Annotated in this window: 19 protein-coding genes, 1 tRNA gene and 1 rRNA gene; 13 read left to right on the top strand and 8 right to left on the bottom strand. The window is 63.8% G+C overall.

Going from position 1 to position 21,088, the window contains the following annotated elements:
- Positions 1-53 precede the first annotated feature (53 nt).
- The 3 genes from OKW30_RS20635 to OKW30_RS20625 form a co-directional block, all read right to left on the bottom strand.
- A tRNA-Ile gene (locus tag OKW30_RS20635) sits at positions 54-130 on the bottom strand.
- A gap of 75 nt (positions 131-205) precedes the next feature.
- Positions 206-1,738 (bottom strand): 16S ribosomal RNA (locus OKW30_RS20630).
- 478 nt (positions 1,739-2,216) lie between these two features.
- On the bottom strand, positions 2,217-2,993 hold the full coding sequence (locus OKW30_RS20625) for an enoyl-CoA hydratase (protein ID WP_184036005.1): 777 nt from the start codon (positions 2,991-2,993) through the stop codon (positions 2,217-2,219).
- A 135-nt stretch (positions 2,994-3,128) separates the two neighbouring features.
- Here OKW30_RS20625 and paaN point away from each other — a divergent pair, with 135 nt between their 5' ends.
- The 4 genes from paaN (at position 3,129) to paaK (ending at position 7,667) form a co-directional block, all read left to right on the top strand.
- The gene (gene paaN, locus OKW30_RS20620) at positions 3,129-4,829 is read left to right on the top strand and encodes a phenylacetic acid degradation protein PaaN (RefSeq protein ID WP_184070514.1); all 1,701 of its coding nucleotides are present in this window, start codon (positions 3,129-3,131) and stop codon (positions 4,827-4,829) included.
- 166 nt (positions 4,830-4,995) lie between these two features.
- A complete protein-coding gene (paaG, locus tag OKW30_RS20615; protein ID WP_184070516.1) occupies positions 4,996-5,787 on the top strand; it encodes a 2-(1,2-epoxy-1,2-dihydrophenyl)acetyl-CoA isomerase PaaG in 792 nt (263 codons plus the stop codon).
- A gap of 1 nt (position 5,788) precedes the next feature.
- Complete coding sequence (gene paaI, locus OKW30_RS20610; RefSeq protein WP_184070518.1) at positions 5,789-6,250, top strand: hydroxyphenylacetyl-CoA thioesterase PaaI; 462 nt, start codon at positions 5,789-5,791, stop codon at positions 6,248-6,250.
- Between the two features lie 112 nt (positions 6,251-6,362).
- Complete coding sequence (gene paaK, locus OKW30_RS20605) at positions 6,363-7,667, top strand: phenylacetate--CoA ligase PaaK (RefSeq protein WP_429347465.1); 1,305 nt, start codon at positions 6,363-6,365, stop codon at positions 7,665-7,667.
- Between the two features lie 188 nt (positions 7,668-7,855).
- Here paaK and mltA read toward each other — a convergent pair whose 3' ends face one another.
- Positions 7,856-8,974 (bottom strand): murein transglycosylase A, encoded by a 1,119-nt coding sequence (mltA, locus tag OKW30_RS20600; RefSeq protein WP_429347464.1) that lies wholly within the window; start codon positions 8,972-8,974, stop codon positions 7,856-7,858.
- Between the two features lie 28 nt (positions 8,975-9,002).
- Here mltA and OKW30_RS20595 point away from each other — a divergent pair, with 28 nt between their 5' ends.
- Positions 9,003-9,164 carry a hypothetical protein gene (locus OKW30_RS20595; protein ID WP_429347463.1) on the top strand — a complete coding sequence of 54 codons (162 nt, stop codon included), beginning with the start codon at positions 9,003-9,005 and terminating at the stop codon, positions 9,162-9,164.
- Positions 9,165-9,309: 145 nt separating this feature from the next.
- On the opposite strand, the gene apaG is transcribed toward OKW30_RS20595, so the two are convergent.
- Positions 9,310-9,684, bottom strand: a complete 375-nt coding sequence (gene apaG, locus OKW30_RS20590) for a Co2+/Mg2+ efflux protein ApaG (RefSeq protein ID WP_184009102.1) — start codon at positions 9,682-9,684, stop codon at positions 9,310-9,312.
- A 328-nt stretch (positions 9,685-10,012) separates the two neighbouring features.
- Between apaG and rpe the strand changes: the two genes are divergently transcribed.
- The 8 genes from rpe to OKW30_RS20550 all read left to right on the top strand — a co-directional run bounded on the left by rpe (position 10,013) and on the right by OKW30_RS20550 (position 17,372).
- Positions 10,013-10,696 carry a ribulose-phosphate 3-epimerase gene (gene rpe, locus OKW30_RS20585; RefSeq protein WP_262421717.1) on the top strand — a complete coding sequence of 228 codons (684 nt, stop codon included), beginning with the start codon at positions 10,013-10,015 and terminating at the stop codon, positions 10,694-10,696.
- 13 nt (positions 10,697-10,709) lie between these two features.
- Complete coding sequence (locus OKW30_RS20580; RefSeq protein ID WP_184052422.1) at positions 10,710-11,426, top strand: phosphoglycolate phosphatase; 717 nt, start codon at positions 10,710-10,712, stop codon at positions 11,424-11,426.
- A gap of 376 nt (positions 11,427-11,802) precedes the next feature.
- Positions 11,803-13,296, top strand: a complete 1,494-nt coding sequence (trpE, locus tag OKW30_RS20575) for an anthranilate synthase component I (RefSeq protein WP_184070522.1) — start codon at positions 11,803-11,805, stop codon at positions 13,294-13,296.
- A 13-nt stretch (positions 13,297-13,309) separates the two neighbouring features.
- Positions 13,310-13,927, top strand: coding sequence for an aminodeoxychorismate/anthranilate synthase component II (locus OKW30_RS20570; RefSeq protein WP_184065689.1), 618 nt, complete (start codon positions 13,310-13,312; stop codon positions 13,925-13,927).
- 19 nt (positions 13,928-13,946) lie between these two features.
- Positions 13,947-14,978 carry an anthranilate phosphoribosyltransferase gene (gene trpD, locus OKW30_RS20565; protein ID WP_184070524.1) on the top strand — a complete coding sequence of 344 codons (1,032 nt, stop codon included), beginning with the start codon at positions 13,947-13,949 and terminating at the stop codon, positions 14,976-14,978.
- An 18-nt stretch (positions 14,979-14,996) separates the two neighbouring features.
- Positions 14,997-15,782, top strand: coding sequence for an indole-3-glycerol phosphate synthase TrpC (gene trpC / locus OKW30_RS20560; protein WP_429347462.1), 786 nt, complete (start codon positions 14,997-14,999; stop codon positions 15,780-15,782).
- Between the two features lie 62 nt (positions 15,783-15,844).
- Positions 15,845-16,471 carry a CYTH domain-containing protein gene (locus OKW30_RS20555; protein WP_090802018.1) on the top strand — a complete coding sequence of 209 codons (627 nt, stop codon included), beginning with the start codon at positions 15,845-15,847 and terminating at the stop codon, positions 16,469-16,471.
- Positions 16,472-16,556: 85 nt separating this feature from the next.
- Positions 16,557-17,372, top strand: a complete 816-nt coding sequence (locus OKW30_RS20550; RefSeq protein WP_429347461.1) for a uracil-DNA glycosylase — start codon at positions 16,557-16,559, stop codon at positions 17,370-17,372.
- Positions 17,373-17,498: 126 nt separating this feature from the next.
- On the opposite strand, the gene OKW30_RS20545 is transcribed toward OKW30_RS20550, so the two are convergent.
- The 3 genes from OKW30_RS20545 to OKW30_RS20535 all read right to left on the bottom strand — a co-directional run bounded on the left by OKW30_RS20545 (position 17,499) and on the right by OKW30_RS20535 (position 20,949).
- Entirely contained in the window at positions 17,499-18,095 is a 597-nt protein-coding gene (locus OKW30_RS20545) for an FMN-dependent NADH-azoreductase (RefSeq protein ID WP_018420121.1), read from the bottom strand.
- 191 nt (positions 18,096-18,286) lie between these two features.
- Positions 18,287-20,077 carry a M61 family metallopeptidase gene (locus OKW30_RS20540; RefSeq protein ID WP_429347460.1) on the bottom strand — a complete coding sequence of 597 codons (1,791 nt, stop codon included), beginning with the start codon at positions 20,075-20,077 and terminating at the stop codon, positions 18,287-18,289.
- 146 nt (positions 20,078-20,223) lie between these two features.
- Positions 20,224-20,949, bottom strand: coding sequence for a DsbC family protein (locus tag OKW30_RS20535; RefSeq protein ID WP_429347459.1), 726 nt, complete (start codon positions 20,947-20,949; stop codon positions 20,224-20,226).
- Positions 20,950-21,088 lie beyond the last annotated feature (139 nt).

The raw sequence follows: 21,088 nt of genomic DNA, 5'->3' as shown, positions 1-21,088 counted from the left end.
AGTCCCACAGATATTCCAGCGGCCCCAGCCCTTCAGCTCACCAGACAAGACCGTGGTGGGTCTGGATGGATTCGAACCATCGACCCCCGCCTTATCAAGACGGTGCTCTAACCGGCTGAGCTACAGACCCCTGCGTCTGCCTGCGTTTCTTCTAACCACAGCCGATAAGCGTGAGCACTTGAGTGCAATGAATGCACAGCTCTGGAAAGGAGGTGATCCAGCCGCACCTTCCGATACGGCTACCTTGTTACGACTTCACCCCAGTCATGAATCCTACCGTGGTGACCGTCCTCCTTGCGGTTAGACTAGCCACTTCTGGTAAAACCCACTCCCATGGTGTGACGGGCGGTGTGTACAAGACCCGGGAACGTATTCACCGCGGCATGCTGATCCGCGATTACTAGCGATTCCAGCTTCACGCACCCGAGTTGCAGAGTGCGATCCGGACTACGATCGGTTTTCTGGGATTGGCTCCACCTCGCGGCTTGGCAACCCTCTGTTCCGACCATTGTATGACGTGTGAAGCCCTACCCATAAGGGCCATGAGGACTTGACGTCATCCCCACCTTCCTCCGGTTTGTCACCGGCAGTCTCCCTGGAGTGCTCTTGCGTAGCAACTAGGGACAAGGGTTGCGCTCGTTGCGGGACTTAACCCAACATCTCACGACACGAGCTGACGACAGCCATGCAGCACCTGTGTTATGGCTCCCTTTCGGGCACGCCCGCCTCTCGGCAGGATTCCATACATGTCAAGGGTAGGTAAGGTTTTTCGCGTTGCATCGAATTAATCCACATCATCCACCGCTTGTGCGGGTCCCCGTCAATTCCTTTGAGTTTTAATCTTGCGACCGTACTCCCCAGGCGGTCAACTTCACGCGTTAGCTACGTTACCAAGCCAATGAAGGCCCGACAACCAGTTGACATCGTTTAGGGCGTGGACTACCAGGGTATCTAATCCTGTTTGCTCCCCACGCTTTCGTGCATGAGCGTCAGTATTGGCCCAGGGGGCTGCCTTCGCCATCGGTGTTCCTCCACATCTCTACGCATTTCACTGCTACACGTGGAATTCCACCCCCCTCTGCCATACTCCAGCGCTGCAGTCACCAATGCAGTTCCCAGGTTAAGCCCGGGGATTTCACATCGGTCTTACAGCACCGCCTGCGCACGCTTTACGCCCAGTAATTCCGATTAACGCTCGCACCCTACGTATTACCGCGGCTGCTGGCACGTAGTTAGCCGGTGCTTATTCTTCCGGTACCGTCATCCCTCACGGATATTAGCCACGAGGTTTTCTTTCCGGACAAAAGTGCTTTACAACCCGAAGGCCTTCTTCACACACGCGGCATTGCTGGATCAGGCTTGCGCCCATTGTCCAAAATTCCCCACTGCTGCCTCCCGTAGGAGTCTGGGCCGTGTCTCAGTCCCAGTGTGGCTGGTCGTCCTCTCAGACCAGCTACAGATCGTCGGCTTGGTAGGCCTTTACCCCACCAACTACCTAATCTGCCATCGGCCGCCCCTTGAGCGCGAGGTCCCGAAAGATCCCCCGCTTTCCTCTCCCGAGCGTATGCGGTATTAATCCGGCTTTCGCCGGGCTATCCCCCACTCCAGGACACGTTCCGATGTATTACTCACCCGTTCGCCACTCGCCACCAGACCGAAGTCCGTGCTGCCGTTCGACTTGCATGTGTAAGGCATGCCGCCAGCGTTCAATCTGAGCCAGGATCAAACTCTTCAGTTCAAACCTGTTACTGTGTTCGGGCTCTCTCGAACCCGGTCGCTCACTCAACGTACTGACGATGATTGATCCGTCTTGCGACAGACAAACCTTCCTCTAATACTGTGTGAGGCTTCTGATACTTCTGCCTGACAGCAGACTCCGGAGAATCCGCCGCCGCATTCCGCATCAAGCGCCCACACTTATCGACTGTTAGTTTTTAAAGATCGGTCCGCCAAACCCGCCGTGCCTGAACCACCTGAACCACCACTACCCGGCACCGCTTCGTTTGCGTCGCTGCGTCTGCAGCAGAGAAACGAGATTATGGAGAGCTTCCGTCGGATCGTCAACAGGTTTTTATCACTCGCTTAACCTGCCCACGCCGCTGAAGCCCACGCCATCAAAGGCTTCCCGCTTCTCCGCACCCCGGCGTCCGGAGCGCGAAAGAGCGGAATTCTAGTCGCCGACATCGGGACTTGCAAGCGATATTTTGACAAGCGTATTAACGGTGCTTGAAAACCGGTTTGCGCTTCTCCACGAACGCGGCCATGCCCTCTTTCTGGTCTTCGGTGGCGAAGAGCGAATGGAACAGGCGGCGCTCGAAATGCACGCCCTCCGCGAGCGTCGTTTCAAAGGCTCGGTTGACTGACTCCTTGACCATCAGCACCGCCGGCAGCGGGAATTCCGCAATGGTGGCGGCCGCGCCGACCGCTTCGTCAAGCAGCGATGCCGCCGGGATCACGCGCGAAACCAGTCCGGCGCGCTCCGCTTCGGCGGCATCCATGAAACGGGCGGTCAAACAGAGGTCCATCGCCTTCGCTTTTGACACCGCCCGCGGCAAGCGCTGCGTGCCGCCCGCGCCCGGCATGATCCCGAGCTTGATTTCCGGTTGACCGAACTTCGCCGTGTCGGCGGCGAAAATGATGTCGCACATCATCGCCAGTTCGCAGCCGCCGCCGAGCGCGAAGCCCGCCACCGCGGCAATGATCGGCTTACGGATCGAGCGAACCGTTTCCCAATTGCGCGTGATGTAGTCGCCCTTGTAGACATCCATATAGGAGTACGACGCCATCATCCCGATGTCCGCACCGGCCGCGAACGCTTTCTCGCTGCCCGTCACGACGATTGCGCCAATCGACTCGTCGCCGTCGAACTCGCGCAACGCTGCGCCTAGTTCGTCCATCAGCGCGTCGTTCAGTGCATTCAGAGCCTTCGGACGGTTGAGCGTAATCAGTCCGACCCGTCCCCGCGTCTCAACCAGAATGTTTTCGTAAGCCATGCCGCCTCCATAAGGGTTAATCGCACGCGAAAAACGCTTCGCGCATCGTCTGTGGTGATGCTACCATTCCCCAACCAACCGGTCGGTCAATTATTCGACAGGTATTTCCCCAACGTACAGCCGAGCCTCTTTGCCATGACACATCCGCTATTCACCAAGCACGAAGACACGCTGCACAAAGCGCTCGCCGCGCTCGAAACGCGCGGCTACTGGAGCCCGTTCGTCGAGATGCCCAGTCCGAAAGTGTACGGGGAAACAGCCAACGCGGACGGCGAAGCCGCGTTCAAGGCGCTTCTAGACAAAACGTTCGACCTGGACCAACCGTCGACGGGAGAGACCGTCGGCGCAGAGGTTTCGCCGTTCGGCTTCCAGCTCGGCGTGCGTTACCCGAAAGCCGACCCGAGCGCGCTCATCGCCGCATCTGCCGCGGCGCAACGCGATTGGCGCGCCGCCGGCTCGCAGGCATGGATCGGCGTGAGCCTCGAAATCCTCGCGCGCCTGAATCGCGCCAGCTTCGAGCTCGGCTACAGCGTGATGCACACGACCGGTCAGGCGTTCATGATGGCCTTCCAGGCAGGGGGCCCACACGCGCAGGATCGCGCGCTCGAAGCGGTCGCGTATGCCTGGGATCAGCTGCGCCGTATTCCCGCCGACGCGCACTGGGAAAAGCCGCAAGGCAAAAACCCGCCGCTCGCGATGCACAAGCGCTACACCGTCGTGCCGCGCGGCATCGGCCTCGTGCTCGGCTGCTGCACATTCCCGACGTGGAACGGCTATCCGGGCCTGTTCGCCGATCTGGCCACCGGCAACACGGTGATCGTCAAGCCGCATCCGGGCGCGATCCTGCCGCTCGCGCTGACCGTGCGCATCGCGCGTGACGTGTTGCGCGAAGCGGGCTTCGATCCGAACGTCGTCACGCTGCTGGCCACCGCCCCGAACGACGGCGCCCTCGTCCAGCAACTGGCCCAGCGCCCCGAGATCAAACTGATCGACTTCACGGGCAGCACCCAGAACGGCACCTGGCTCGAGCGCAACGCGCACCACGCGCAGGTCTACACCGAAAAAGCTGGCGTCAATCAGATCGTCATTGACTCGGTCGACGACATCAAGGCGGCCGCGCGCAACATCGCGTTCTCGCTGGCGCTCTACTCAGGCCAGATGTGCACCGCGCCGCAAAATATCTACGTACCGCGAGACGGCATTCGCACCGCGGAAGGCACGCTCAGCTTTGACGATGTCTCCCAGGCGCTTGCCGGTGCGGTGCAAAAGCTCGTCGCCGATCCGGCCCGCGCCGTCGAACTGCTCGGCGCGATCCAGAACGAAGGCGTCGTGCAGCGCATCGACGAAGCCGCCGGGCTCGGCCGCGTTCTCGTCGCGAGCCAGACGCTCGACCATCCGTCCTTTCCGGGCGCTCGCGTGCGCACACCGCTCGTATTGCAACTCGACGCCTCGACCGACCGCGCCCAGTTCACGAGAGAATGGTTCGGGCCGATCTCGTTCGTCATCGCGACGGACTCGACCGCGCAGTCACTCGACCTCGCTGGCGACATTGCTGCCGAGCACGGCGCGCTAACGCTGGCGGTCTACAGCACGGACGACGCCGTGCTCGACGCCGCGCACGAAGCGTCGATTCGCGGCGGCGTCGCACTGTCGATCAACCTGACCGGTGGCGTGTTCGTCAACCAGTCCGCGGCTTTTTCGGACTTTCACGGCACCGGCGCCAACCCGGCCGCGAATGCCGCGCTTGCCGATGCCGCTTTCGTCGCCAACCGCTTCCGTGTCGTTCAAAGCCGCGTTCATGTTGAACCGAAAGCGGCGCCCGCGGTAGCTGGCTGAACGGCATAAGAAGGCTTCAGCACAACGCACGACTTCGTCCTATGCCGTTCGGCGGATGGACCGAGTCGTGCGCTCTGACTAACATCAGACATCGGATCGGCATCACGCGCCGACGCTAGTCGAGCGACCGTGCCCATCGGCCAAAGAGAGTTTGAGGAGACACCCCATGTCATATGAAGCGATCCGGCTGGACATCGACTCATCGAGCCACGTCGCCATCATCACGCTGAACCGCCCGGACAAGCTCAACAGCTTCACGCGCGCGATGCATCAGGAACTCGGCGCGGCACTCGACCAGGTCGAAAAGTCCGGCGCCCGTGCGCTCGTGCTCACCGGCGCGGGACGCGGCTTCTGCGCCGGCCAGGATCTCGCCGACCTCGATTTCACGCCCGGCGCGATGACCGACCTCGGCGCCGTGATCGATGAATACTTCAATCCGTTGATCCGCCGTCTGCAAGCGCTACCGTTTCCGGTGATCGCCGCGGTCAACGGCACGGCCGCCGGCGCGGGCGCCAATCTCGCGTTGGCCTGCGACCTGGTGCTCGCAGCTCGCTCCGCGAGTTTCATCCAAGCGTTCGTGAAGATCGGCCTCGTGCCGGATTCGGGCGGGACGTGGTTCCTGCCGCAACGCGTTGGCATGGCACGCGCGCTCGGCCTCGCGATCACCGGCGACAAGCTCAGCGCCGACACAGCCGAAAGCTGGGGCTTGATCTGGCAAGCGCTCGACGACGCCGAACTGGCTCCGGCCGCGGCAAAACTCGCTGCCCAGCTTGCCCAGCAACCGACGCGCGCGATCGCCGCGATCAAGCAGGCGATGCGTGCCGGCACGACGCAAACGCTCGACCAGCAGCTCGATCTCGAGCGTGATCTGCAGCGCCAACTAGGCGCCTCGCACGATTACGCGGAAGGCGTGCAGGCATTTATCGAAAAGCGCGCGCCGCGCTTCGAGGGGCGTTGAGATGTCCACGCAAACCACCCGCCCCGACCAGATGACTGCCGACGAACTCGCCCGCGCGACAGCTGCCGCGATGTACGAAAGCGACGCCTGCAGTCGCGCGCTCGGGCTCGAGATTCTCGAAGTGCGCCCCGGCTATGCGCGGCTGCGCATGGCGGTGCGCGACGACTTCCTGAACGGCCATCAGATCTGCCACGGCGGCCTGATCTTCACGCTCGCCGATTCGACCTTCGCGTTCGCCTGCAACACCTACAACATCAATACGGTTGCCGCCGGCTGCTCGATCGAATACCTCCGGCCGGTCTACGGCGGCGACGTGCTGAGCGCCGAAGCGGTCGAGCAGACATCGAGCGGGCGCACTGGCATCTACGATATTCGCGTCACGAATCGCGCCGGCGAGACCGTCGCGATGTTTCGCGGCAAGTCGGCGCAAATCAAGGGCAACCTGATTCCCGCCGGCGACTAACATTGAGCGGCGGCAAGCCAGAGCCGCCCTCGCGGACAACTGTCTGCGCGGCTCTCTGACGCCAACGCGTTACATATCAGACTCAGATACTGAGGCAGCAAGGAGACATTCGATGAGCACCGCTCTTCCGCTCGATCCGATCGAGACCGCCAGCCGCGACGAGCTCGCCGCGCTCCAACTCGAACGGCTCAAATGGTCACTCACCCATGCGTATGAAAATTCGCCGGTGTACCGGCGCAAGTTCGACGAAGCCGGTGTTCATCCGGGCGATGTCAAGTCGCTCGCGGACCTCGCGCGCTTTCCGTTCACGACGAAGAAGGATTTGCGCGACAACTATCCGTTCGGCATGTTCGCGGTGCCGCAGGAGCAGATCTCGCGAATCCATGCATCGTCTGGGACGACCGGCAAGCCGACCGTCGTCGGCTATACGGCGCGCGACATCGACACGTGGGCGAATCTTGTCGCCCGTTCGATACGCGCCGCCGGCGCGAAGCGCGGCGACAAGGTGCACGTGAGCTACGGCTACGGCCTCTTCACGGGCGGCCTCGGCGCGCATTACGGCGCCGAGCGCGCGGGGCTCACCGTGATTCCGTTCGGCGGTGGCCAGACCGAAAAGCAGGTGCAGTTGATCCAGGACTTCCGGCCGGACATCATCATGGTGACACCGAGCTACATGCTGTCGATCGCCGACGAACTCGAGCGCCAGGGTATCGACCCGGTTAGCTGCTCATTGCGCATCGGCATCTTCGGCGCTGAGCCGTGGACCAACGAAATGCGCGAGGCGATCGAAAAACGCATGGGCATCGACGCGGTCGACATCTACGGTCTCTCCGAAGTGATGGGGCCGGGCGTCGCCTCGGAGTGCGTCGAGACCAAAGACGGCCCGACGATCTGGGAAGACCATTTCTATCCCGAGATCATCGACCCCGAAACGGGCAAGGTGCTGCCCGATGGCGAACTCGGCGAACTCGTGTTCACGTCGCTGACGAAAGAAGCGCTGCCGATCATCCGCTACCGCACGCGCGATCTCACGCGCCTGCTGCCGGGCAGCGCCCGCACGATGCGGCGTATGGAAAAAATCACGGGCCGCTCGGACGACATGATGATCGTCCGTGGCGTCAATGTGTTTCCGACGCAGATCGAAGAGTTGCTGCTCAAGCAGCACGCGCTCGCGCCGCACTATCAGATCGTACTGACGAAGGAAGGGCCGCTCGACGTGTTGACGCTGAACGTCGAACCGTGCCCCGAAAGCGCGCCGGATACTTCCGCGCTAACCACCGCGAAAAACGCGCTGGCGTACGACATCAAGGCGCTGATTGGCGTAAGCGCGGTGGTTAACGTGCTGGCCGTGAATGGAATCGAACGCTCGGTGGGCAAGGCACGGCGGGTGGTCGACAAGCGCAGATCGGGGCTCTAAGTCAGGCAACCGGCAACGACGCGCAGCGTAAGAGCCCAACAAAAAACGGCGTCACGCACGGATCCTGATCCGAACGTGACGCCGATTTCCACGACTTCTATTGACGGCTTCGCGGCAGCCTCCAACCCGCCTCCCGAAAACCGCCGTAACTCAAACGGCAGTCACGCTTCCGCCTGCGCCCCACCGCCTCACGAATTCGGCAGCAGCAACCACATCCGGCCACCCTGCTTCATCTTGCCAGCCAGATCACCGGCATCGTCGCCGAGGCCCCAGAAGTAGTCGGCGCGCACGCCGCCTTTGATCGCGGTGCCCGTGTCCTGCGCGAACACGAGGCGGTTCATCGGCGAGTTCGTCAGCGGCCGTGTGGTCTGCAGGAACACCGGCGTGCCGAGCGGAATCGCGCTCGGGTCGACCGCAATCGAGCGCTCCGGCGTCAGCGGCACGCCGAGCGCGCCGATCGGACCGTCCGCGCCGCCGCTCGGCATACTTTCGGCCGACGGCATCTCGCGAAAAAACACGAAGCGCGGATTGGTGTCGAGCAATCCATCGACGCGCGTCGGATTCGCGCGTGCCCATGCCTTGATGCCCTGCATCGTCGCCTGCGCGGGTGTGACCTCGCCATGATCGAGCAGCCAGCGTCCGATCGACTTGTATGGCTGATCGTTGGTACCGCCAAAGCCGACGCGCATCACACTGCCGTCTTCCATCACGATGCGCCCGGAGCCCTGCACCTGCAAAAAGAATGCTTCGATCGGGTCGTCGACCCACACGAGTTCGTTGCCGCTGAGCGCGCCCGAGCGTTCGAGCTGGGCGCGCGCCGGCAACGGCGCCCCCGCGCGATAGCCGGCGGGCCAGCGGTACAGCGCGGTCTGATATACCCCATGCCGCGTGCGCGAGCCCCGCAGCAGGGGCTCGTAGTAACCGGTGACCAGACCGTCGAGCGTGCCGTCGCTATTCGCGAGCTGGAACGGCGTGAAGTAGGCTTCGAAGAAGGCGCGCGCACCGGTGACGTCGAGATCGTCGATTTGCGCGGCGGCCGCGCATGCACGCGACCAGTTCGGCTGACGCGCGAGCCTCGTGCAGTTTTGCCGCAACGCGGCCGTCGCGCCGATCAGCGAGTCGTCCTGCCAGCCCGGCACCTGCTGCCACGCAACCGCGGTCAAGCGCGACGACGCGATCTGGCCGGGGATGATCGCCGCGCCGCTCGGCGGCGAAGGCCGGAGCGCGCCGCCGCCGCCGCAGGAGGCAAGCAACACCGCAACCGACAATGCACCGACCCACGCGCCGGCTCGGCGGACAAAACGCATACAATGTTCGTTCTTGATGGAAACCGCCATGTCTGATTTGTTCGACGAATACCCGATGCTCATCTTCGCGCTGGAATCGCTGCTCGCGCTGTTCCTGCTCGTCTTTATCGTTGTGTGGACGTCGTCTGGCAAGAAAAAAGCGCGACGTGCCAAGCCGGCGGAACGGTCCCAACAGCAAAAGCGGCAGTGACCCCGGCCGGCGGGTTGCATACAGAACCGGGCAACCCCTCGTGCATCAAGCGCTCGTCTGAGCGCTCATCCAACCACCCACTCAACTGCCCGCTGCGCCGCGCGCCGATACGAACTCATTAAAGACCGCGCAACACCGCGCCGGTTCAATGCAACGTTCGCGGCATGCGCAACACGAACTCCGGCACCGGCGCCTCGAAGCGCTCACCATCCTCCGCCACGCAGAAGTAATCGCCGCGCATCGTGCCGACCGGCGTCGCGATCACTGCCCAACTCGTGTATTCGAAATGCTCGCCCGGCTTGAGCAGCGGCTGATGACCGACCACGCCCAGGCCTTTGACTTCCTGGACGGTGTTTTCGCTGTCGGTGATGATCCAGTGACGCGCGATCAACTGTGCGGGCACCTGGCCGGTGTTACGGATGGTCAGCGTGTAGGCAAAGGCGTACTGGCGACGCTCCGGGTCCGATTCTTCGGGCAGGTAGTGCACCTGCGCCGAGACGCTGAATTCGTACTGGCTCATCCTGATTCCGATCTGATCAAACGGGCTGTGAAAAATCGTGGAAGGCCCGAACGCCAATGGTCTGCGGGTGCAGCGGCGATGCGGCGCTCATGGAATGGCATTCTGCTTGATGCGCGGCATGGCCGCAACCGGATACGCCTTTCGGCCAGCTGTGTCTAAGACGTTGGGACAAGGCTGCTTTGCCGCGCCCAGTCTCCATGTCGTTTTTGCGCCGGCACTTTGCGAAGTTTCATCGCGCGATTCCGCCACGCCAACCGCGGCCAGCGCCCCGGTCTGCACGCGCAAAACCGGTAAAATGGCGCTTTCCCGCTTGCATCGGCCCCCTGTCATGACGCAATTTCGCATCGCCCCCAGCATTCTCTCCGCCGACTTCGCCCGCCTGGGCGAAGAAGTCCGCAACGTCGCCGCCGCCGGCGCCGACTGGATCCACTTCGACGTGATGGACAACCACTACGTGCCGAACCTGACCATCGGCCCGCTCGTATGCGAAGCGATCCGCCCGCACGTGGACGTGCCAATCGACGTGCACCTGATGGTGCATCCCGTCGACCGCATCGTGCCGGACTTCGCGAAAGCCGGCGCGAACCTGATCAGCTTTCACCCGGAAGCGTCGGATCACATCGACCGCACGCTGTCGCTGATCCGCGACCACGGCTGCAAGGCCGGCCTCGTGTTCAATCCGGCGACGTCGCTGAACTATCTCGATCATGTGATGGACAAGGTCGACCTCGTGCTGATCATGTCGGTGAATCCGGGCTTCGGCGGCCAGTCGTTCATCCCCGAGGCGCTCAACAAGCTGCGCGAAGCGCGCAAACGCATCGACGCGTACACCGAGCGCACCGGCCGCGACATCCACCTCGAAGTGGACGGCGGCGTGAAGGTCGACAACATCGCGGAAATCGCGGCGGCCGGCGCGGACACGTTCGTGGCCGGCTCGGCGATCTTTGGCCAGCCCGATCACAAGGTCGTGATCGACAAGATGCGCGCCGCCCTCGCGACCGTCCAGCGTTAAAAACCAGCGCCTCATGACCACTCCGTATCCCGCCCCGACGTTTACCGGCCCGCGCCTCGAAGCCGCGATCATCGACCTCGACGGCACGATGATCGACACGGCCGACGACTTCACCGCCGGCCTGAACGGTATGCTCGCTCAGCTCGACGCGGAGGAAACGACGCGCGAGGAAGTGGTCGGCTACGTCGGCAAGGGTTCGGAGCATCTGATCCGCAGCGTGCTTGCGCCGCGCTTCGAAGCCGAGCACGCGCAAGAGCGCTTCGACGAAGCGCTCGCGATCTACCAGGCCGAGTACGCGAAGATCAACGGCGTGCACACGCGGCTTTATCCAGACGTCGAGGCCGGTCTGCGCGCGCTGCGCGACGCGGGCCTGAAGCTCGCCTGCGTGACCAACAAGCCGCACCGCTTCGCGCTCGAATTGCTGCAGCAGTACCGGCTTGCACCGTATTTCAGCGTCGTGCTCGGCGGCGACAGTCTCGCGAAAAAGAAACCAGACCCGCTTCCGATGCTGACCGCCGCCGCGCAGCTCGGCGTCGAGCCGAGCGCCACGGTGGCGATCGGCGACTCGGAAAACGACGCGCTGGCGGGCCGCGCGGCCGGCATGGCGACGCTGACCGTGCCCTACGGGTACAACCACGGCCAAGCTATACAAACGATAAAATCCGATGGTATAGTTGCCTCGCTGCTCGACGCCGCCAGGGCGATCGCAGCGCATCAATCCACGACTTAACAGTCCTTCATCCTCATGTTTCTGAATAAAAAACGGAGTCTGATTAGCATCGACCGGGGAGCCTGGCCCTGGCGTCGCTGGTCGCGCTAACCTCGCCTGAGGTACGCTGAAGCTCGACTTCGGCAACCGTTTTTTACTTCGCTGCGCTCACGCGCTTTTTCCATCGATCTGTTTTTGCGCAGCTGCATCGGCTGATTGAGCCTGCGCGTACCCGCAAGGTACCGTTGCTCACCCGCACCGCTCGCACGCGCCGATGGAAGACCCGCGCCGGTCGGTATCATTGTGTCGAGAACGTCGACCCACGCCCCGACCGAAGGCGCTTAGCCCCGCTTTGCCCGACGCTTGCTGCCGCCGGACCACCGTACAGGATCGGAACATGACCGAACTCGAATTCCAGTCCCTCGCCAACGAGGGTTTCAACCGCATCCCGCTGATCGCCGAAGCGCTCGCCGACCTCGAGACGCCGCTGTCGCTGTACCTGAAGCTCGCGCAGACCGAGCGCAACGGCGCGAACTCGTTCCTGCTGGAGTCGGTGGTCGGCGGCGAACGCTTCGGGCGTTATTCGTTCATCGGCCTGCCGGCGCGGACTCTCATGCGCACGCGCAACGGCGTGTCGGAAGTGGTCCGCGACGGCAAGGTCGTCGAGACGCACGACGGCGATCCGCTCGCGTTCATCCAGCAATTCCAGGCGCGCTTCAAGGTCGCGCAACGCCCGGGGCTGCCGCGCTTCACGGGCGGTCTCGCCGGCTATTTCGGCTATGACGCCGTGCGCTATATCGAGAAGAAGCTCGCGCACAGCGCGCCGAAAGACGACCTCAATCTGCCCGACATCCAGCTGCTGCTGACCGAGGAAGTCGCCGTCATCGACAACCTCGCCGGCAAGCTCTATCTGGTGGTCTACGCCGACCCGACCCAGGCTGAGGCCTACACGAAAGCGAAGCACCGTCTGCGCGAACTGCGCCAGCGGCTGCGCGTCACCGTCGAGCCGCCTGTCGTGTCGGCCAGCGTACGCACCGAGATCTACCGCGAGTTCGCGAAAGACGATTACCTGGCGGCCGTGCGCAAGGCGAAGGAATACGTCGCCGCCGGCGAACTGATGCAGGTGCAGGTCGGCCAGCGCCTGATCAAGCCGTACCGCGACAACCCGCTGTCGCTGTATCGCGCGCTGCGCTCGCTGAATCCGTCGCCGTACATGTACTACTACAACTTCGGCGACTTCCACGTGGTCGGTGCGTCGCCGGAGATTCTGGTGCGCCAGGAAAAGCGCGGCGAGGACCGTATCGTCACGATCCGCCCGCTGGCCGGCACCCGTCCGCGCGGCAACACGCCCGAGCGCGATGCCGCGCTCGCTACCGAGCTGCTGAACGATCCGAAGGAAATCGCCGAGCATGTGATGCTGATCGACCTCGCGCGCAACGACGTCGGCCGCATCGCGCAGATCGGCTCGGTGGTCGTGACCGACAAGATGGCGATCGAGAAGTACTCGCACGTGCAGCACATCGTCAGCTCGGTCGAAGGCAAGCTCAAGAACGACATGACCAATTTCGACGTGCTGCGCGCCACCTTCCCGGCCGGCACGCTGTCGGGCGCGCCGAAGGTCCGCGCGATGGAACTGATCGACGAGCTCGAGCCCGTCAAGCGTGGCCTGTACGGCGGGGCGGTCGGCTATCTGTCCTTCACCGGCGAGATGGATCTGGCCATCACGATCCGCACCGGCGTGATCGCCAACGGCAATCTGTATGTGCAGGCGGCCGCGGGCGTGGTCGCCGATTCGGTGCCGGAATCCGAATGGCAGGAGACCGAGAACAAGGCACGCGCGGTAATGCGCGCCGCCGAGCAGGTCCAGGACGGCCTCGATAGCGACTTCTGACCGGAGACACACCATGCTGCTCATGATCGACAACTACGACTCGTTCACCTACAACCTGGTGCAGTACTTCGGCGAACTCGGCGAAGACGTGCGCACCTACCGCAACGACGAAATCACGCTCGATGAAATCGCCAGGCTGAACCCCGAGCGCATCTGCCTGTCGCCGGGCCCGAGCAATCCGCAACACGCGGGCATCACGCTCGACGTGCTGCGCGAATTCGCCGGCAAGACGCCGATTCTCGGCGTGTGCCTCGGCCATCAGGCGATCGGCGAGGCGTTCGGCGGCCGCGTCGTGCGCGCGCAGACCATCATGCACGGCAAGGTCAGCACGATCGAAACCGACTGCAAGGGCGTATTCGAAGACCTGCCGAAGCACTTTACGGTAACGCGCTACCACTCGCTCGCGATCGAACGCGAATCGCTGCCCGACTGCCTCGAAGTATCGGCATGGACTGAAGACGGCGAAATCATGGGCGTGCGCCACAAGGAACTGGCCGTGGAAGGCGTGCAGTTCCACCCGGAATCGATCCTGTCCGAACACGGCCACGCGCTGCTCGAAAACTTCGTCAAGCAGTCGAAGCTCGCCGTCGCCGGCAAGGCCTCGCATCACGCGGCGCCGCGCAATGCCTGACACAAGGAGAGACGAGATCATGTCCATTACGCCCCAGGAAGCCTTGCAGCGGACCATCGAGCACCGCGAGATTTTTCACGACGAAATGCTGCACCTGATGCGCCTCATCATGCGCGGCGAACTCTCGCCCGTGATGTCGGCGGCGATCATCACCGGCCTGCGCGTCAAAAAAGAGACCATCGGCGAAATCACCGCGGCCGCCACGGTGATGCGTGAATTTGCGCGGCACGTCGACGTGCAGGACAACTCGAACTTCGTCGATATCGTCGGTACCGGCGGCGACGGCGCGCACACGTTCAACATTTCCACCGCGACGATGTTCGTGTCGGCCGCGGCGGGCGCGAAGGTCGCAAAGCACGGCAATCGCGGCGTATCGAGCAAGTCGGGCAGCGCGGACGTGCTCGAAGCGCTCGGCGTCAACATCGATCTGCAGCCGGAGCAGGTCGCGGCATCGATTGCGGAAACGGGCATGGGCTTCATGTTCGCGCCGAACCATCATCCGGCGATGAAAAACGTCGCGCCGGTACGCCGGGAACTCGGCATCCGCACGATCTTCAATATCCTCGGGCCGCTCACCAATCCGGCCGGCGCGCCGAATCAGCTGATGGGCGTGTTTCACCCCGACCTCGTCGGCATTCAGGTGCGCGTGATGCAGCGCCTCGGCGCCAAACACGTGCTCGTCGTGTACGGGATGGACGGCATGGACGAAGTGTCGCTCGGCGGCGCCACGCTGGTCGGCGAGTTGCGCGACGGCGAGATCCGCGAGTACGAGATCCATCCGGAAGACTTCGGCATGCAGATGGTGTCGAACCGCACGCTCAAAGTCGCCGACGCGGGCGAGTCGAAGGTCATGCTGCTCGACGCGCTCAGCAACAAGCCCGGCGTCGCGCGGGAAATCGTCACGCTGAACGCCGGCGCGGCACTCTATTCGGCGAACGTCGCGGCCACGATCGCGGACGGCATCGAGCTCGCGCGCGAAGCGATCGCGAGCGGCAAGGCACGCGCGAAGGTCGACGAACTGGTGCGCTTCACCCAGCAATTCAAGCAGTAATCACGTAGCGAGACATTTATGAGCGACATCCTCGACCGCATCATCTCGGTCAAACGCGAAGAAGTCCGGGCGGCCGAGCAAAGCGTGCCGCTCGAAGAACTGCGGCTCGAAGCGTCGTCGCGCGATCTCCGCGACTTCGTCGGCGCATTGCGCGCCAAGCACACGGCGGGTCTCGCCGCGGTGATCTCCGAAGTGAAGAAGGCGAGCCCGTCGAAGGGCGTGCTGCGCGAGCACTTCGTGCCGGGCGACATCGCGCGTTCGTATGAGAAGCACGGCGCGGCGTGTCTGTCCGTGCTGACCGACGTGCAGTTCTTCCAGGGCAGCGTCGCCTATCTGCAGCAAGCGCGCGCCGCGTGCCAGTTGCCGGTGATACGCAAGGACTTCATCGTCGATCCGTATCAGGTGGTCGAAGCACGCGCGATGGGGGCCGACGCGATCCTGCTGATCGCCGCCGCGCTCGAAACCGCCGAGATGCAGGACCTCGAAGCGCTCGCGCATTCGCTGGGGCTCGCGGTGCTCGTCGAAGTGCACGACAGCGATGAACTCAAGGAAGCGCTGACGCTGAAGACGCCACTGATCGGCATCAACAACCGCAATCTGCGCACCTTCGAAACCTCGCTCGACACGACGCTCGGCATGCTCGACGCGATTCCCGACGATCGCATCGTCGTGACCGAATCGGGCATCCTGTCGCGCGACGACGTCGAGCGCATGCGCGCGCGGAACGTGCATACCTTCCTTGTCGGCGAAGCGTTCATGCGCGCGGACGAGCCGGGCGTGGAACTCGCGCGGATGTTTTTCTGAGCGTCGTATCGACGTATCGGCGTATCGGGCGCAGAGAAATCCACGCAACAAGGACACCCAGCATGGGCATGGAACGCGAAATCAAGCTGGCGCTGCCGGCTTCGCAGGTGCAGGCGGCGACGCAGTGGTTCGCCGCGCGCGCCGGCAAGAACGGACGCGCGATCAAGCTCGTGAACATTTACTTCGATACGCCGCAGTTGACGCTGGCGTCGTCAAAGAGCGCGCTGCGTCTACGGCAGACCCCGGACGGCTGGCTGCAGACCTTCAAGACGGTCGGCACGGCGACGAACGGCTTGCATAGCCGGCACGAATGGGAATTGCCGGTCGCGGGCGCGAAGCTCGAAATCGAATCGTTGCTGAGCGCTTGCGACGAACCCGCCGCCGCGGATGCACTGAAACAGGCCGCGCCTGCGCTGATCGAGCTGTTCCACACCAATTTCACGCGCACGCTATGGCTGCTCGACTCCGACGGCGCTCAGATCGAGGCGGCGATCGATCAGGGCGACGTGCTTGCCGAAGTCGACGATGAAGCGCGCCGCGCGCCGATCTCGGAGATCGAGCTCGAACTGAAATCGGGCGACGAAGCGGCGCTTCACACGCTCGCCGCCGAACTCGGCAAACGGATTGCCGGCCTCGCGCCGGATGACATCAGCAAGGCGCAGCGCGGGTATCGGTTGCGCGCCAGGTGAGCGCGTTGCCCGAAACCCGCGGCACCTCATGCGCTCGCTTGCCGCAACTTGAGCTAGTCCGCGTTTGCTGCGACACTTCCCCGCCATGACCTCCGCTTCCCGCACCCGCTCCAGTTTGCCGCAGGCATCGCTGTTCGACGATGTCGCCCCCGCCGCAGCCTCCGCCGACCCCAGCGCCGCCCCGCCCACGCTTGAAGCACAATTCGCCGCGCTACCCGCGGCCTGGCGCGCACACCTGAAACCCTTCATCGACAGCGACACCTACGCGCCGCTGTGCCGCTTCGTCGACGGTGAGCGTGCCGCCGGCAAAACGATCTATCCGGCCGACGTGTTCCGCGCGCTCCGCCTGACGAGCCCCGACGAAGTGAAAGTCGTAATCCTCGGCCAGGATCCGTACCACGGCGAAGACCGCGGCACGCCGCAGGCGCACGGTCTCGCGTTTTCGGTCGCGCCGCACGTGCGGCCGCCACCGTCGCTGCGCAACATCTTCAAGGAAATCGCCGCGAGTCTCGGTCACCAGACGCCGCAGCACGGTTGCCTCGACAGCTGGGCCAAACAGGGCGTGCTGCTGCTGAACACGGTGCTGACCGTCGAGCGCGACAGCGCCGCGAGCCACGCGAAACGCGGCTGGGAGAAATGTACCGACACGCTGATCCACGAACTCGCGACGCGGCATCAGAACCTCGTGTTCATGCTGTGGGGCGCGCATGCGCAGGCGAAGCGCGCGCTACTCGGCGGCAAGTCGCACTATGTGCTGGAGGCGCCGCATCCGTCGCCGCTGTCCGCGCATCGCGGCTTTCTCGGTTGCGGGCATTTCGCGAAGGCGAACGAGTATCTGTTGCAGCACGGCCGGGAGCCGATCGACTGGCGTCTACCGGACGACGCGCAAATGCTTGCGTGAGAGCGTCGTCGTCAGAAGATTGCGATACACAACGAAAACGCCACGGAGGATGAACCCATCCGTGGCGTTATTCTTTTCACCGCTCGCGCCGCATCGAAGCTGCGCAATGCGGCAGGACAAACCCGCTTAAACCGCGGCGATCGCTTCGCGTGCCGAGCTCAGCGCGGCGTTCGCGGCGTCCGGGCCCAGGTTCAGGCCTTCGGCGTAGATGAAGTTCACGTCGGTCATGCCGAGGAAGCCGAGGAAGCTCTTCAGATACGGCGTCTGGCTATCGTTCGGCGTGCCGAGATACTTGCCGCCGCGCGCCGACACGACGTGGACCTTCTTGCCCGTCACGAGGCCTTCCGGGCCGTTCGCGGTGTAACGGAACGTGATGCCCGCACGTGCGATGAAGTCGAAGTACGTCTTCAGTTGCGACGAGATGCCGAAGTTGTACATCGGCGCACCGATCACGATGACGTCGGCGGCTTGCAGTTCGGCGATCAGCGCTTCGCTGCGTGCGGCGATCGCGGCCTGTTCCGGGGTGCGCTGGTCGGCCGGCGTGAAGAACGCGCCGAGCACGGCGTCGTCGAGGTGCGGCAGCGGTTCGGCTTGCAGGTTACGGACGACGACTTGCGCGCCCGGATTCGACTGTTGCAGCTTTTCCGTCAGCTCGTTGACGAGAAGCGTCGAGTTCGCGCCTTGCGAACGGGCTGCCGAGTTGATTTGCAGGATCGTGGTCATGGTTGACTCCAGTAGGGGCGCGCAGTGTTGCGCGAGTGAAGTCATTGTGTTTTTTTACCGGCCGGCGAAAAAGCCGTCCGGCGGCGAAGGATTGTTGCATGGATAGAACAATCAACCGTCCTCCTCCACCGATTGACGACGGGACAGGCGACGATCGGTGGACCGCCCGGTGCGGCCCACCACCACGCCGATCACTTCGTCAGCCAGCGCTCAAGGGCTTTGCGCGCGGCGGGACGGTGATCGCTGACCGTGAGCTTGTAGCGGGCCACTTCGGGGCCGTCGAGCTTCACCTGCGTGACGCGCAGCTCGTCGCGACGGAACGCGTGCACCTCGACCTTCGCACCCGGCTGATAGCGCGTCAGCAGAGCATCGATATTCCCGCCGGTCACGCGCAGACCATCGATCGCGATCAGCACGTCGCCAGCGGAGAGGCCCGCCTTCTGCGCGGCGCTGCCCTCGTGCACGGTCGCGAGCGCGCAATCCGCGCCGCCGCGTAGCCGCACGCCGAGCGACGGCTTGCCGTTTTTGTCGACGTCCGGCGCGAGCGCCACGCCGAACGGCGCGAGCAGCGCGTCGAGCGGCAGATCGCGCGTGCCGCGCACGCCCTCGGCGAACAGTTCGGCCAGTTGCGCGCCGCTCGCTTCCGCGAAAATCGCCTCGATCTCGCTTTCGTCGACGCCGACCGGCTTGCCTCGATAAAAGTCACGGCCGAAGCGCTTCCACAGCAGACGCATCACGTCGTCGAGCGATTTCTGGTTGCCGGTCTGCGCGCGGATCGTCAGGTCGAAGGCGAGCGCGATCAGCGAGCCCTTCGTGTAATAGCTGACGATCGCGTTCGGCGCGTTCTCGTCCTGCCGGTAGTACTTGACCCACGCATCGAACGAGCTTTCGGCGACGCTCTGCTTGAGGCGCCCGCTGCCGCGCTGCACCCCGCCGATCACCTTGCCGAGCAGGCCGAAATAGTCGTCCTGCGAGATCACACCGCTGCGTACGAGAATCAGGTCGTCGTAATACGACGTGAAGCCCTCGAACAGCCACAGCATCGACGTGTAGTTTTCGACGCCGAGGTCATACGGCGCGAACACGGCCGGCTTGATCCGCTTCACATTCCACGTGTGGAAATACTCGTGGCTGCACAGACCGAGATAGGTCCGGTAGCCCTCGCTCATCGGCTCGCGGCCCTGCACCGGCAGATCGGTGCGATTGCAGATCAGCGCGGTCGATGCGCGATGCTCGAGCCCGCCGTAACCGTCGGTGACAGCCTGCGTCATGAACACGTAGCGCTCGACCGGCGCCTTCTTCGACTTCGGTTCGAACATCGCGATCTGCGCTTCGCAGATGCGCTTCAGGTCCTTGCACAGACGCTCCATGTCGAGCCCGATCACGCGACCGCCGATCACGACGTCGTGCGGCACGCCGTGCGCCTTGAACGTCGCGAGCGCGAATTCCCCGAGCGTCACAGGATGGTCGATCAGTTCGTCGTAGTTCTGCGCGCGGTATTCGCCGAAGCCGTAGCGCTTCGTGCCGCGCGCTTCCGGCAGCGCGGTCGCGACGCGCCAGCCGCGATACGCGGCGCCCTGCGGCTTCTGGATATCGACCACGCACTGCGCGTCCTCATGGCCGAGCGGCGACAGGAACACGCTGGTGCCGTTGAAAAAGCCGATCGTGTCGTCCAGATGCGCGGCGCGCACCGACAGGTCCCATGCGTACACCTCGTAGCGCAGCGTCAAGGCTCCCTTGACCGGCGCGGCCTGCCACGTGTGCTTGTCGATCTTCTCGACGCGCACCTTGCGGCCCGCGTCGTTCACCGCGCGCAGCGTGACGATGTTGCGCGCGAACTCGCGCACCATGTAGCTGCCCGGAATCCACACCGGCAGCATGAAACGCTGGCCGGCCGGATCGGGATCGGCGACGGTCACGGTGACTTCGAACAGGTGGGCGGCGGGGTTACCCGGAACGATGGTGTAGCGGATCGGCTTCATCGGCGGTGCTTGGGAGTGTCAGGAGAGTGAGGCGGAGAAGTTCGGGGCTCGATGCGAAAGGAGGCGCTGCGTGCGCCTCCTTCAGTTTGAACGTTGCATCTGTTGCGCGCCCGGGGCGGGCGTGGCGCTGTGGCGCTGCGCGCTGTTCAGTGCACGGCCGACAGTTCCTTGTCGAGCCGATCTGCCGGCACCGCGCCGGGCAGGCGGCGACCGTCGGCGAGAAACACCGTCGGCGTGCCTTCGACGTTCATCGCACGGCCGAGCGCGAGGTTCTTGTCGATCGCGGCGGTGTCGCAGGTGGCGGCGGCGGTCGGCGCCTGACGGTCCTGCATCCACGATTCCCACGCCTTCGCGCGATCGGCCGAGCACCAGATCGACTTCGACTTGGCCGTCGAATCGGGCGACAGCACCGGGTACAGGAACGTGTAGACCGTCACGTTGTCGATCGACAGCAGCGTTTTTTCGAGCTGCTTGCAGTACGGGCAGTTCGGATCGGAGAACACCGCGATCTTGCGCGCGCCGTTGCCGCGCACGACCTTCACCGCGTTGCCGAACGGCAGGCTCGCGAAGTCGATGCGGTTGGTTTCCGACAGGCGTGCCTCGGTCAGATTCTTGCGCGTCTTCGAGTCGACCATATCGCCGAGCATCAGGTAGTCGCCGCTCGCATCGCTGTAGACGATCTGCGTGCCAAGATTCACTTCGTACAGGCCCGCGATCGGCGTCTTCGACACGCTTTTGATCGTCACGTCGGAAAGACGGGTTTGCAAGGTGGCCTTGAGCTTGTCGGTGGTCTGGTCGGCCTGCGCCGAGCAGCCGAGCACAGCGGCACCGATCGCGAGCGCGGCGGCGGCGATGCGGAAGGTCTTGTTCATGCTGGAGTCCTGGAGTCAGTCGCGCACCTGCGCGTTTTTTACGTTACGGCCGCGAGTTTCGGCCGCCTATCTGTTCAATCAGGCTCGATCAGGTTCGATCGGGGGTCGGATAAGGGGCGGATCGCAGCGCTTCGATCCG

Origin of the sequence: Paraburkholderia sp. Clong3, assembly GCF_050436485.1 — a bacterium.
GTDB lineage: Bacteria > Pseudomonadota > Gammaproteobacteria > Burkholderiales > Burkholderiaceae > Paraburkholderia > Paraburkholderia tuberum.
The sequence above is the reverse complement of the archived record's forward strand: the minus strand, read 5'-3'. Positions and strand labels throughout refer to the sequence as shown.